A 12,188-nucleotide genomic window follows, 5' to 3' on the forward strand; every position below is an offset into this window, starting at 1 on the left:
CCCTGGGCCTTCAACAGCGAGTGCGCACCGACCTGCGGCGCCAGACACCCCGCGACCTCCGACATCGGGTACAGCAACGGCAGCCCACCCGAGGGCAGCTGCACCGTCTCGTAGGCGATCGCCGTGATCCTGCTGGCCAGCAGCGCCTCGGTCAGCGGCTTGTCCGCGGCCAGGTGCAGGTAGGTGAACAGCGTCAGGTCCTCCCGCAGCCGGTGGTACTCCTCCGCGACCGGCTCCTTGACCTTGACCACCATCTCCGCCGAGCCCCACACCTCGTCCGCCGAGTCCAGGATCGTGGCGCCCGCAGCGACGTAGGCGTCGTCCGTGATCGAGGAACCCACCCCGGCGCCCCGCTCCACCACGACCTCGTGACCGTGCGCGGTCAGCTCATGCACCCCGACCGGGGTCATGGCCACGCGGTACTCACGGTTCTTGACTTCCTTCGGGACGCCGACCTTCACCTGCAGCTCCTTCTCCGGGGACGGGGCGCGAGGGCGCCACGCGGCGACACTATCGCCCGCCGCGGGCGTCGCCGGCCAGGCCGCGCGCGTGCGCGAGGAGGACTGCCAGTGCCAGCGGGGCGTCGCGGGCCCGGCCGGTCAGCACGGCGTCGTACAGCTCGGCGAACGGCACCCAGTGCGCCTCCATGTCCGCCTCCTCGTGGTCGGGCTCGAAGTCGCGGTCGACCTCGGTCAGGCCTCGGGCGACGAAGTAGTGGATGAGCTCGTCGGAGATGCCGGGCGAGGAGTACGCCGTGCCGAGGTCGGCCCAGTCCGCGGCCTCGAGGGCCGCCTCCTCGCGCAGCTCGCGGCGCGCGACCTCGACCGGCGCCTCCCCCACCTTGTCGATGAGCCCGGCGGGCAGCTCGACGAAGCGGTGCCGGCCCGGGTGGCGGTACTGCAGCAGCACCAAGACCCGCTCCTCGTCGTCGACCGCGAGCACCACGACCGCTCCCGGGTGCTCGAGCACCACCCGGCCGAAGGTGGGGCCCTCCTCGCTGCCCGGCAGCCGGATCTCGTCGCGTCGCAGCGCGACGACCCAGTCGTCGCGGTGCAGGTCGCGCGTGGCCACGACGGGCCACGTCTCCTCGCGGTCGCCGAGCAGGGAGGTCGCGCCGTGGGGGTCCGTGGGCATGCCTCGGACGCTACCGTGCAGGAATGGGACCGACGAGCCTGACCATGCAGGAGGCTGCCGAGCGGGCGGCCCTGATCGCGGTGGAGCGCTACGACATCGAGGTCGACCTGCGCGGGCTGCTCGAGGGCGAGGTGCTCGCGTCGACCTCGACCGTGACGTTCACCTGCCGCGAGCCCGGGGCGACGACCTTCGTCGACTGCGTCGCGGACGTGCTCAGCGCGACGCTCAACGGCGTCGAGCTGGACGCGTCCTCCGCGAGCGGCGGGCGGATCCCGCTGCCCGGGCTCGCGGAGCGCAACGTCCTGGTGGTCTCCGCGTCCCAGTCCGACACGCGCAGCGGCGCCGGCATGCTGCGCACCGTCGACCCCAGCGACGGGCTCGTCTACTTCTGGACCTCGTTCGAGCCCGACGAGGCGCGCCGTGCCTGGGCCTGCTTCGACCAGCCCGACCTCAAGGCGCCGCACGCCTTCACCGTCCACGCCCCCGAGTCGTGGACGGTGCTCTCCAACTGCGGCCCGGACGCCGTCGAGGAAGCCGTCGAGGTCGCCGGCGGTCGCACCTGGCGCTTCCCCGACACCCCGCCGCTGTCGACGTACGTCGTGGTCGTCAACGCCGGCCCGTTCCACGAGCAGCGCAGCGAGCGCGGCGGACACGACCTCGGCATCTACTGCCGGCAGTCGCTCAGGGCGGTCTACGAGCGCGAGGCCGAGGAGCTCTTCACGGTCACCGCCCAGGGTCTGGCGTTCTTCGCCGAGGCGTTCGGCACGCCGTTCCCCCAGCGCCGCTACGACCACGTGTTCGTCCCCAACATGGGCGGCGCGATGGAGAACTGGGGCTGCGTCACCTGGGGCGACAGCATGGTGCCCGTGACGCCGCCGACGTACCTGGAGCGGATCGACGTCGCCAACGTGCTGCTGCACGAGATGGCGCACCAGTGGTTCGGCGACCTGGTGACGATGCGCTGGTGGGACGACCTCTGGCTCAACGAGGCCTTCGCGTCGTGGGCCGCCGACTGGGCGCTCGAGTCCGCGACCGACTTCGACGACGCGTGGGCGGTCTTCCTGGTCAAGTACGAGATCCTCGGCTACCGCGCCGACATGGGTCCGGGCAGCCACCCGATCCGCTCGGCGGTCGACGACGTCGCGTCGGCGACCGCCAACTTCGACGACATCACCTACCTCAAGGGCCAGGCGGTCCTGCGCCAGCTCGTCGCCTACGCCGGTGAGGAGGCGTTCTTCGAGGGGCTGCGCAGCTACTTCCGCGACCACGCCTACGCCAACACCACCCTCGACGACCTGATGGACGCGATCGGCGCGGCCTCCGGTCGCGACCTGTCCGGCTGGACCCGCGACTGGCTCGACCGCGCCGGCACCGACACCCTCACCCTGGTCGACGGCCGGCTCGAGGCAGCGGGCCCCGACGGCGAGCCCCCGCGCCCGCACCGCCTGGACATCGGCTGCTACGTGCGCGAGGGCGAGGTCCTGCGCCTGGTCGCCTCGGTGCCGGTGGAGGTCACTGACGGCGGCGCGACCGTCACGCTCCCGGACGCCGACCTGGTGGTCGTCAACGACGGCGACCTCACCTTCGCGGCCTCCCGTGCCGGCGACGCGCAGACCCGCGCGCTGCTCGAGGCCGCCCCGGCGCTGCCGACGGCGCTGGCCCGCGCGCTGGCGGTCACCACCGCCTGGGACCGGCTGGTCAAGGGCGAGCTCGCCACCGCCGAGCTCCTCGACTGCGTGCTCGCGCTGCTGGAGCGCGAGTCCTCGCCGGCCCTGGTCGAGCCGTTGCTGTCGCTGGCGCGGCAGGCCGCCGAGCGGTTCACCCCGGACGCCGGCGTCGCCGCCGCCCAGGAGCGGCTGGCCGCCGCCTCCGCCCGGCTCGTCGGCGACCCGGAGCACCGCCGGCCGGCGCTGCGCACGCTCGCGGTGTCGGCCACCACCGACGAGCACCTGGCGCTCCTCGAGGAGGCGGCCGCCGACGACGTCGACCTGGCCTGGCGGCTGCTGGTGCGCCGCGCCGCCCTGGGCATCGACGACGAGGGCGCCGTCGCCGCCCTCCTCGAGCGGGACCCGAACCCGGAGTCGGCGATCTCCGCCCTCGGCGTCACGGCGGCTCGGCCCGACCCGGAGGCGAAGGCCCGGGTCTGGGCGGAGCTCTTCGAGAAGCGCTCGGTCCCGGCCGGCCGGGCCGTCTACGAGCTCGGACGGCAGTTCTGGCAGCCCGGGCAGACCGAGATCCTGCTCCCCTACGTCGACCGGTACCTCGACGAGGCCGAGAGGCTCAGCGGCGGCGGCATGCTCGACCTGATGTCGCTCATGCGCGCGCTGCTGCCCTCACTCGCAGACGCCCGGACCCTGGAGCGAGGCCGCTCGGTCGCCCAGTCCCCCGACGTCCTGCCCGCCGTCCGCTCCACCATCCTCACCGGCTGGGACACTCTCGCGCGCATGCAGCGCGCGAAGGAGCGCTGAGCCGGCCGACGGTCACTCCCCGTCGCGGCGCAGGGTGCTCTCGTCGATCGGGAAGCGGAGCTCCTTCTGGCGCTCGATGGCCGCACCCACCAGGCCCGCGAAGAGCGGGTGGGGCCGGGTCGGGCGCGAGCGCAGCTCGGGGTGCGCCTGGGTCGAGACGTAGTAGGGGTGCACCTCGCGGGGCAGCTCGACGAACTCCACCAGGCCGAGGTCGGTGTTGGTGCCGGAGAAGACCAGCCCGGCTTCCTGAAGCTGGTCGCGGTAGGCGTTGTTGACCTCGTAGCGGTGGCGGTGGCGCTCCTGGATGGAGGCCTCGCCGTAGGCCTCGCGCACGACCGTGCCGGCGGCGAGCTCGGCGGGGTAGAGCCCCAGGCGCATGGTGCCGCCGAGGTCGCCGGCGCCGTCGACGATCGACTTCTGCTCCTCCATCGTCGCGATGACCGGCTCGGGGCACTGGGGGTCGAACTCGGTCGAGGCGGCCTTCGAGAGGCCGGCCACGGACCGGGCGTACTCGATGACCATGCACTGCAGGCCCAGGCACAGGCCGAGCGTCGGGATGCCGTGGGTGCGCGCGAACGTCAGCGCGCCGAGCTTTCCCTCGATGCCGCGGACGCCGAAGCCTCCGGGCACGCAGACGGCGTCGACGTCGTGCAGGTGCTTGTGGGCGCCGGCCGGCGTCTCGCACTCGTCGGAGGCGACCCAGCGCAGGTGCACCTTCGCCTCGTGCGCGAAGCCGCCCGCGCGCAGCGCCTCGGCGACCGAGAGGTAGGCGTCGGGCAGGTCGATGTACTTGCCGACCAGCGCGATGGTCACGTCCTCCTTGGGGTGGTGCACCCGGCGGAGGAGGTCGTCCCACAGCGTCCAGTCGACGTCGCGGAACGGCAGGTCGAGACGTCGCACGACGTAGGCGTCGAGGCCCTCGCGGTGCAGGACCTTGGGGATGTCGTAGATCGAGGGGGCGTCGGCGGCGGTGACCACGGCCTCCTCGTCGACGTCGCACATCATCGAGATCTTCTTCTTGATCGACGACGGCAGCTCGCGGTCGGCGCGGCACACGATCGCGTCGGGCTGGATGCCGACCTGGCGCAGCGCGGCGACGGAGTGCTGGGTCGGCTTGGTCTTCAGCTCGCCCGACGGGCCGATGTAGGGCACCAGCGAGACGTGGAGGAAGAAGCAGTTGTCGCGGCCGATGTCGTGGCGGACCTGGCGCGCGGCCTCGAGGAAGGGCAGCGACTCGATGTCGCCGACGGTGCCGCCGACCTCGGTGATCACCACGTCGACGGCCTGGTCGCCGGTGCCCAGCCCCATGGCCAGGACGCGGTCCTTGATCTCGTTGGTGATGTGCGGGATCACCTGGACGGTGTCGCCGAGGTAGTCGCCGCGGCGCTCCTTGGCGATGACGCTGGAGTAGACCTGCCCCGTGGTGACGTTGGCGATCTGGCCCAGGTCGGTGTCCAGGAAGCGCTCGTAGTGACCGATGTCCAGGTCGGTCTCGGCGCCGTCGTTGGTGACGAACACCTCGCCGTGCTGGAACGGGTTCATCGTCCCGGGGTCGACGTTGAGGTAGGGGTCGAGCTTCTGCATGGTGACGCGCAGGCCGCGCGAGCGGAGCAGGCGACCGAGGCTCGAAGCCGTGAGGCCCTTGCCGAGCGAGGAGGCGACGCCTCCGGTGACGAATACGTGCTTGGTGGGCGTGGGGCTCTTCACGGATGACCAGGCTATCCCAGAAACCGCGAACTACCTGCGTCCACGCGCCGACTGGGCCACGTCGAGCAGCTCGCGGGCATGGGCCAGCGCGGTGTCGGAGTCGGTGAGGCCGGCCAGCATCCGCGACAGCTCGCGCTCGCGGGCGGCGTCGTCGAGCACCGTGAGACCCGAGCTGGTCACCGAGCCGTCGCTGGACTTCTCGACCACGACGTGGCGGTCGGCGTAGGCGGCGACCTGCGGCAGGTGGGTCACGACCAGCACCTGGGCGGTCTGCGCGAGCTGGGCCAGCCGGCGTCCGACCTCCACGGCCGCGGCCCCGCCGACGCCGGCGTCGACCTCGTCGAAGACGAACGTCGGTACCGGGCTGGTGCCCGCGAGCGCGACCTCGATCGCGAGCATGACCCGCGACAGCTCGCCGCCCGAGGCACCCTTGCCGAGCGGCCGGGGCTCGGAGCCGGTGTTGGCCGCCAGCAGCAGCTCGACCTCGTCGATGCCGTGGGCGGCGTAGCGCAGCCACCGGTCGCCGACCCGGAGCGGCGCCCGCCGCCCCTCGGCGGGCTCGGCCTCGGTCTGGGTCACGGCGACGGTGAGCTGCGCGTCGGGCATGGCCAGCAGGGTCAGCTCCTGGCTGACCAGCTTGGCGAGCCGACGGGCGGCGTCCTGGCGCACCTGCGAGAGGGCACCGCCGGCCGTGGCGAGGCCGGCGCGCAGCGTCTCCCGCTCGGCCTTGAGCGTCGAGATGCGCTCGTCGGTGGAGTCCAGGTCGAGCAGCCGCGCGGAGGACTCCTTGGCCCAGGCGAGGACCTCGTCGACGGTGTCGCCGTACTTGCGGGTGAGCGCCGTCAGCGCCGCACGCCGCTCGGAGACCGAGGCCAGCCGCGTGGGGTCGGTGTCGATGCGCGAGGCGTAGGACGCCACGTCGGCGGCGACGTCGGAGAGCAGGTAGGTGACCTCCGCCAGCCGGTCGGCGAGGTCGCCGGCCTCCGCGTCGTGCTCGCGAACGCCGTCGAGGGCGAGCCGGGCGGCCGACGTCGTGGCGAGGGCGTCGGGCGCCTCCTGCTCGCTGCTCAGCGCCTCGCGGGCGGTCTCGGCGGCGGCCCGCAGCGTGTCGGCGAACCCGAGCCGGGACTCCTCGGCGGCGAGCACGGCGTCCTCGCCGGGCTCCGGGGAGACGGCCTCGACCTCCTCGAGCCCGAAGCGCAGCAGGTCGGCCTCGCGCGCCCGCTCGCGGGCGGTCGCGACGACCTCGACCAGCTCGGCCTCGACGGACTCGAGGCGCTCGTGCAGCGCGGCGTAGGCGCTGGCGGCCTTGGCCAGCTTGGCGGCCCCGAACCGGTCGAGGGCCTCGCGCTGCGCGCGCGCCTGGAGCAGGCGGTGCTGGTCGGACTGCCCGTGGACGGCCACCAGCGGCTGCGCCACGTCGGAGAGCGTCGCCACCGGCACGCTGGCGCCGCCGACGAACGCGCGGGAGCGGCCCTCGGCGGAGACGTTGCGGGCGAGCACGACACGGTCGTCCTCGACGACTCCCCCGGCCTGCTCGACCGCCTCGGCCAGGCCGCGGACGTCGCTGACGGTGACGACCCCCTCGACCCGCGCGGTCTTGGCGCCGGTGCGGACGGCGCCGGTGTCGGCCCGCCCGCCCAGGAGCAGCCCCAGGGCGGTGACGATCATGGTCTTGCCGGCGCCGGTCTCGCCGGTGATGACCGTGAGCCCGGGGCCGAGCTCGAGCGCGGAGGCGTCGATGACGCCCAGCGACCCGATCCGGATCTCCTCGATCACGTGTCGTCACCTCGACGGCGGCGCTCGGCGTTGCCGCGCCAGCCCTCGACCGGGAGACCGAACTTCGCCACCAGCCGGTCGGTGAACGGCGCCTCGTGCAGCCGCACCAGCCGCACCGGCTGGGTGCCGCGACGCACCTCGATGCGGGCGCCCGGGGGCAGGTCGACGGTGCGGCGTCCGTCGCACCACAGCACGCCGGCGCCGTCGGTGCGGGCCAGGACCTCGATCGCGATGACCGAGGTCGGCGCGACCACCATCGGGCGGGAGAACAGGGCGTGCGCGCTCAGCGGCACGATGCACATGGCCTCGACGCTGGGCCAGACGATGGGTCCTCCGGCGCTGAAGTTGTAGGCGGTCGACCCGGTGGGCGTCGCGCAGACGACGCCGTCGCAGCCCCAGCGTGAGAGCGGGCGGCCGTCGATGCCGAGGACGACCTCGAGCATCCGCTGCCGCGCGGCCTTCTCGACGCTGGCCTCGTTGACCGCGAAGGTGGTCGTGACGAGCTCGCCGTCGCGGTAGACCCGGACGTCGAGCGTCATCCGGTCCTCGGTGGCGTAGTCGCGCGCGACGATCGCGGCGAGCGTCGAGTCGACGTCGTCCTGCTCGGCCTCGGCGAGGAACCCGACGTGGCCGAGGTTGACCCCCAGCACCGGCGTCCGGCTGGCGTAGGTCAGCTCCACCGCCCGCAGGATGGAGCCGTCCCCGCCGATCACCAGCGTCAGCTCGCAGTCGCGGCTGGCGTCGCTCTCGGACTCGGTGAGCTCGATGCGCGGCTCGTAGTCGTCGGGGTCGAGCTCGAGGTCGGCGGCCTCGCCGGCCAGCAGGCGCACCACGATGCCGTGGCCGGTCAGGCCCTTGCAGAAGTCACGGGCGACCTCGCGGGCCGCGTCCCGCCCGGTGTGGGCGAGCACGAGGACACGTCTCACGGGGGGCTGGTCGGTCACGGGTCCACCCTCTCACCCGGCACCCCCGGAGCAGCCGACGACGCGTCCTGCCGCACGCACGCGTGGATGTCGTCGTCGGTGAGGGTGGCCGGCCCGCGCCGCAGCCACAGGAAGAACTCCACGTTGCCGGAGGGTCCCGGGAGCGGGCTGGTCGCCACCTGCACGGCACCCCACCCGCGGGCGGCGGCGGCCGTGGCCACCCCGATCACGGCCTCGGCGCGCAGCCCCGGGTCGCGCACCACGCCGCCCTTGGGGATCCGGTCCTTGCCGACCTCGAACTGCGGCTTGACCATGAGCGCCAGGTCGCCGTCGGGACGGGTGACCCCCACGAGCGCTTCCAGCACCAGCGGCAACGAGATGAAGGACAGGTCACCCACGACCAGGTCCACCGGGCCGCCGATCAGCTCCGGGGTCAGCTCGCGCACGTTCGTGCGGTCGTGGACGACGACCCGCTCGTCGTTCTGCAGGCGCCACACCAGCTGGCCGTAGCCGACGTCGACCGCCACGACCTGGGCGGCCCCGGCCCGGAGCAGGACGTCGGTGAACCCGCCGGTCGACGCGCCGGCGTCGAGGCACCGACGGCCCTCGACGACCAGGCCGCGCGGACCGAACGCCGCAAGGGCGCCGGCGAGCTTGTGCCCTCCGCGGGAGGCGTAGTCGGGGCGGTCGGGATCGGCGACCACCAGGATCGCGACGTCGGTCGTGACGCCGGTGGCGGGCTTGCCGGCGACGGCGCCGGACACCTTCACGCGGCCTCCGGCGATCAGCTCGCTGGCGTGCTCGCGGCTGCGGGCCAGCCCTCGGCGCACCAGCTCGGCGTCGAGTCGCAGTCGGCGCGGTGGCATGCCGAGGCCTAGGCCGGGTCTTGCGGCGGCACGTCGTCGAGGGCGCGACGCAGCTCGTCGTGCGCCTGCTCGAACGCGGCGACGTGCTCGTCCACCGGGCGGTCGCGCAGCTGCTCGATCGCGGCCACGACGGAGTCGACCCGCTCCTCGCCGGTCCGCACGCGCTCCTCGTCCGGGACGGGGTCCGAGGCGGGGTCCGAGGCGGGCTCGCCGAGGTCGTCGTGGTCCTCGAGGGCTCCGGGGTCCGGCTCCAGCGTCATGGGTCCGAGGCTACCGGGGCGACGAGCCGGCCCCGCCCAGCGGCACGCTCACGGTGCGGTGAGCCCGTCGGTGCCCGGCACCGCTCCCCCGGCGTCCACGTGAGCCCACGCGGCGGTGGCCACGACGGCCCACCAGGCCTCGGCGTCGCCGGACCCGGTCACCTCGAGGTGGTCGTCGACGACGGCCGCCCGCCACCCGCCGAGCTCCCAGCCGCCCTCGGACCCGGTGGGCGCCTCGTGGGGACGCAGCAGACCGGCCAGGTCGCGCGCGAGGTACGTCGGACGCTCGTGCTCGCCGGCCGCGACGAGCTCGGCGAGCCCGCTGACCCCGGTCAGCACCAGGAGGGAGTCGACCCCGGCGTTGCGGGCGCCCTCGATGTCGGTGTCGAGTCGGTCGCCGACCATCAGGGGGCGTCGCCCGCCGACCCGGCGCACGGTCTCGTCCAGCAGCGGGCGCTGGGGCTTGCCCGCCACGACCGGGTCCACGCCGGTGAAGCGGGCCAGCGTCTCGACGAGCACGCCGTGGCCCGGGGCGACGCCGTACGCGGTCGGGATCGTGTAGTCGGCGTTGCTCGCGACCCACCACAGGCCGTCGCGCACGCGCACCGCGGCACGCATGATGTGGCGCCACCGCACCTCGGGCCCGTAGCCGGTCACGAGCGCCTGGGCGTCCTCGTCCTCGACGTCGGTGGCGACCAGGCCCTCGGCCGCCAGCGCCTCCTCGAGCCCCGCGGCCCCGAGCAGGACGACCCGGGCTCCCGCCCCGAGACGCTCCACGAGTACCCGGGCGGCGGCCTGCGCCGAGGTCACGACGTCGTCGGGATCGGCGGTGACGCCCAGCTCGCGCAGGTGGGTCGCCACGGCCGCCGGCGGGCGAGCGGCGTTGTTGGTGACGAAGGCGAGCCGCATGCCGGCCTCGCGCACCGCGTCGAGGTGGGCGGGAGCCCCCGGGACGGCCTCGCCGCCGATGTAGACGACACCGTCGAGGTCCAGCATCGCCAGGTCGTAGGCAGTGGACAGGTCGGTGTCGGACTCGCCGAGCATGGGTGCCTCCTGGCACGGTGGGCTGGCACGTGGGCTGGTGCGGGCACCCTACGATGCCCCGATGGACTCCAGCGCCGTGGTCACCCCTCCCTACGTCGGGGGTCCCCTGCGGCTGTTGCCGTTCCGCGCGATGATGCTGGCCCCGTCACGCATCGGGGCGCCCAGCTCGGCGCGTGCCTTCGCACGTCCCTACCGCGACGTCTCCACGCGGCTCGAGCGGTGGCGCAGCCAGGGCCAGATGACCCAGGACGCCGAGCCCGCGCTGTACCTGCACGAGTACACCGCCGGCGGCATCACCATCCGCGGGCTCGTCGGGCTGCTCGACGTGTCGCGACGGGCCAGCCGGGCCGAGGAGCGCGCGATCCTGCCCCACGAGGGGATCTACCCGGCCCAGGCCGACGACCTGGCCGACCGGATGTCGGAGATGCAGCTGAACCCGGCGCCGATCCTCCTGGTCCACCGGGGCCCGGCCCCGCTGCGCGCCCTCCTGGCCGGGGTGCAGGAGCGCCAGCCGGAGCACGACTTCGTCGACCGCAACCACCAGCAGCACCGGATCTGGCCGATCCGCGCCCGAGAGGAGCTGGCGGCGATCGCCGCCCTGCTCGCCGACGAGACCGCGCTGATCGCCGACGGGCACCACCGCTACGCCGCCTACCTGCGCCAGCACCTGCGCCACCCCGGCACCGGCAGCGACTACGGCCTGGCCATGCTCGTCGACCAGGAGGCGACCCCCCTCTTCCTGGGGGCCATCCACCGGGTGCTCACCGGCACGTCCGTCGACGACGTCGTGGCCGCCGCGCTCGAGGCCGGCATGGGCGTGGACGAGACCAGCGCGAGCGCCGCCGTCGCCGCCCTGGACCCCGACCACCTGGTGGTGACCGACTCCGACCGCTGGGCGGTCGTCTCGCTCGCGGTGCCGCCGGACCGCACCGCCGTCCAGCTCCTGCACGACCAGCTGATCCCGGCGCTGCCCTACGGGCCTCACGGCATCCGCTACCACCACACGGCCGAGGAGGCGCTGGCGCAGGTCGCTCCCGACACGGGAGTCGCGGTGCTGATGCCGGCGCCCCTGGTCGACCGGGTGCTGCGGATCGTGCGCGAGGACCGACTGCTGCCGGAGAAGGCCACCTCCTTCCAGCCCAAGCCGAGCCTCGGCGTCCTCATCCGCTCCCTTCGCGAGGAGTGACGGCGCGCCGGACGAGCCGCCCGGCGCTGACCTCCACCTCGACGCGGGACGCCGCCGAGCCGCCCGCCCGGAAGAACCGTCGCCTCAGGCTGCCCTCGACCGACACCAGGTCGCCGGCGTGCCATCCGGCCACGGAGCGCTTGGCGCGCCCGCTCCAGGCGCAGCACTCCAGCGCGTCCACCGTCTGGTGAGGGCGCGACGCGGCCGGCGTGCGCGGCACCACCAGGCGGAACACCCAGAGGGTGTCCCCGCTGGGCAGCTCCTTGTGCTCCGGCTCCTGGGAGACCCTCCCGACCAGCCGGACCTCGTTGGCGATCTCCACGTCGCCCTCTGTCGTCTGCGCTGACATGCGCATCACCTCCACGAGCAGCCTCGCGGCCCGCGTGGACGGCGCGCGCCGGAGCGCGCGGCCCTTGGGGACGAGGGCTGCCGTACGGGCCAGCTGTGTGCACGAAGCGGCCCACCCATCGCCGAAAGGGCACGCAAATGCAGCAGGGCCACCCACGAATGGATGGCCCTGCTGAGGTGTTTGTCCGGCGGCGTCCTACTCTCCCACAGCCTCTCGGTTGCAGTACCATTGGCGCTGGCAGGCTTAACTTCCGGGTTCGGGATGGGTCCGGGTGTTTCCCTGCCGCTATGGCCGCCGTAACTCTATGACCCCAGTATGCCCGTGTGGGTGTCACCAGACCACCTCCCATGAAGGGGGGGGTGGTGGTGACCACGGGTGGGGTGGTCTTGTAGTGGACGCGAACACGCAGGGTGTCTTGTGGTTTTGGTTGAGGGTTTGTGGGGCAAGCCCTCGGCCTATTAGTACCGGTCGG

11 protein-coding genes and 1 rRNA gene are annotated in these 12,188 nt (G+C 73.7%); 2 read left to right on the forward strand and 10 right to left on the reverse strand.

The window, feature by feature from the left end:
* Both IRQ30_RS22660 and IRQ30_RS22665 read right to left on the reverse strand, forming a co-directional pair.
* Window positions 1-461, reverse strand: a 461-nt coding sequence (locus IRQ30_RS22660; RefSeq protein WP_420827622.1) for an alanine dehydrogenase, incomplete at its 3' end; no start/stop codon positions are given.
* Window positions 462-510: 49 nt separating this feature from the next.
* Window positions 511-1,134 carry an NUDIX domain-containing protein gene (locus IRQ30_RS22665; RefSeq protein ID WP_193615093.1) on the reverse strand — a complete coding sequence of 208 codons (624 nt, stop codon included), beginning with the start codon at window positions 1,132-1,134 and terminating at the stop codon, window positions 511-513.
* A gap of 23 nt (window positions 1,135-1,157) precedes the next feature.
* On the opposite strand from IRQ30_RS22665, the gene pepN reads away from it, so the two are divergent.
* On the forward strand, window positions 1,158-3,602 hold the full coding sequence (gene pepN, locus IRQ30_RS22670; protein WP_193615094.1) for an aminopeptidase N: 2,445 nt from the start codon (window positions 1,158-1,160) through the stop codon (window positions 3,600-3,602).
* A gap of 12 nt (window positions 3,603-3,614) precedes the next feature.
* Here pepN and IRQ30_RS22675 read toward each other — a convergent pair whose 3' ends face one another.
* The 6 genes from IRQ30_RS22675 to IRQ30_RS22700 are packed head-to-tail and all read right to left on the reverse strand — an operon-like array spanning window position 3,615 to window position 10,181.
* Window positions 3,615-5,309: a CTP synthase gene (locus IRQ30_RS22675; RefSeq protein WP_193608047.1), complete on the reverse strand. Its 1,695-nt coding sequence runs from the start codon at window positions 5,307-5,309 to the stop codon at window positions 3,615-3,617.
* A gap of 30 nt (window positions 5,310-5,339) precedes the next feature.
* Window positions 5,340-7,088, reverse strand: a complete 1,749-nt coding sequence (gene recN, locus IRQ30_RS22680) for a DNA repair protein RecN (protein ID WP_193615095.1) — start codon at window positions 7,086-7,088, stop codon at window positions 5,340-5,342.
* Window positions 7,085-8,032, reverse strand: a complete 948-nt coding sequence (locus IRQ30_RS22685; protein ID WP_193608045.1) for an NAD kinase — start codon at window positions 8,030-8,032, stop codon at window positions 7,085-7,087. Before IRQ30_RS22685 ends, recN begins: the two co-directional genes overlap by 4 nt.
* On the reverse strand, window positions 8,029-8,877 hold the full coding sequence (locus IRQ30_RS22690; RefSeq protein ID WP_193615096.1) for a TlyA family RNA methyltransferase: 849 nt from the start codon (window positions 8,875-8,877) through the stop codon (window positions 8,029-8,031). Before IRQ30_RS22690 ends, IRQ30_RS22685 begins: the two co-directional genes overlap by 4 nt.
* Before the next feature lie 8 nt (window positions 8,878-8,885).
* Window positions 8,886-9,137, reverse strand: coding sequence for a hypothetical protein (locus IRQ30_RS22695; protein ID WP_193615097.1), 252 nt, complete (start codon window positions 9,135-9,137; stop codon window positions 8,886-8,888).
* Between the two features lie 48 nt (window positions 9,138-9,185).
* Window positions 9,186-10,181, reverse strand: a complete 996-nt coding sequence (locus IRQ30_RS22700; RefSeq protein WP_193615098.1) for an HAD-IIA family hydrolase — start codon at window positions 10,179-10,181, stop codon at window positions 9,186-9,188.
* A 61-nt stretch (window positions 10,182-10,242) separates the two neighbouring features.
* Here IRQ30_RS22700 and IRQ30_RS22705 point away from each other — a divergent pair, with 61 nt between their 5' ends.
* Window positions 10,243-11,367: a DUF1015 family protein gene (locus tag IRQ30_RS22705; protein WP_193615099.1), complete on the forward strand. Its 1,125-nt coding sequence runs from the start codon at window positions 10,243-10,245 to the stop codon at window positions 11,365-11,367.
* Here the strand turns inward: IRQ30_RS22705 and IRQ30_RS22710 are convergent.
* Window positions 11,342-11,716 carry a single-stranded DNA-binding protein gene (locus tag IRQ30_RS22710; RefSeq protein WP_193608040.1) on the reverse strand — a complete coding sequence of 125 codons (375 nt, stop codon included), beginning with the start codon at window positions 11,714-11,716 and terminating at the stop codon, window positions 11,342-11,344. The genes IRQ30_RS22705 and IRQ30_RS22710 overlap by 26 nt on opposite strands.
* A 182-nt stretch (window positions 11,717-11,898) precedes the next feature.
* A 5S ribosomal RNA gene (gene rrf / locus IRQ30_RS22715) occupies window positions 11,899-12,015 on the reverse strand.
* Window positions 12,016-12,188: the final 173 nt, after the last annotated feature.

Origin of the sequence: Nocardioides lijunqiniae, from assembly GCF_015024225.1 — a bacterium.
In the GTDB taxonomy this organism is placed as follows: Bacteria; Actinomycetota; Actinomycetes; order Propionibacteriales; family Nocardioidaceae; genus Nocardioides; species Nocardioides lijunqiniae.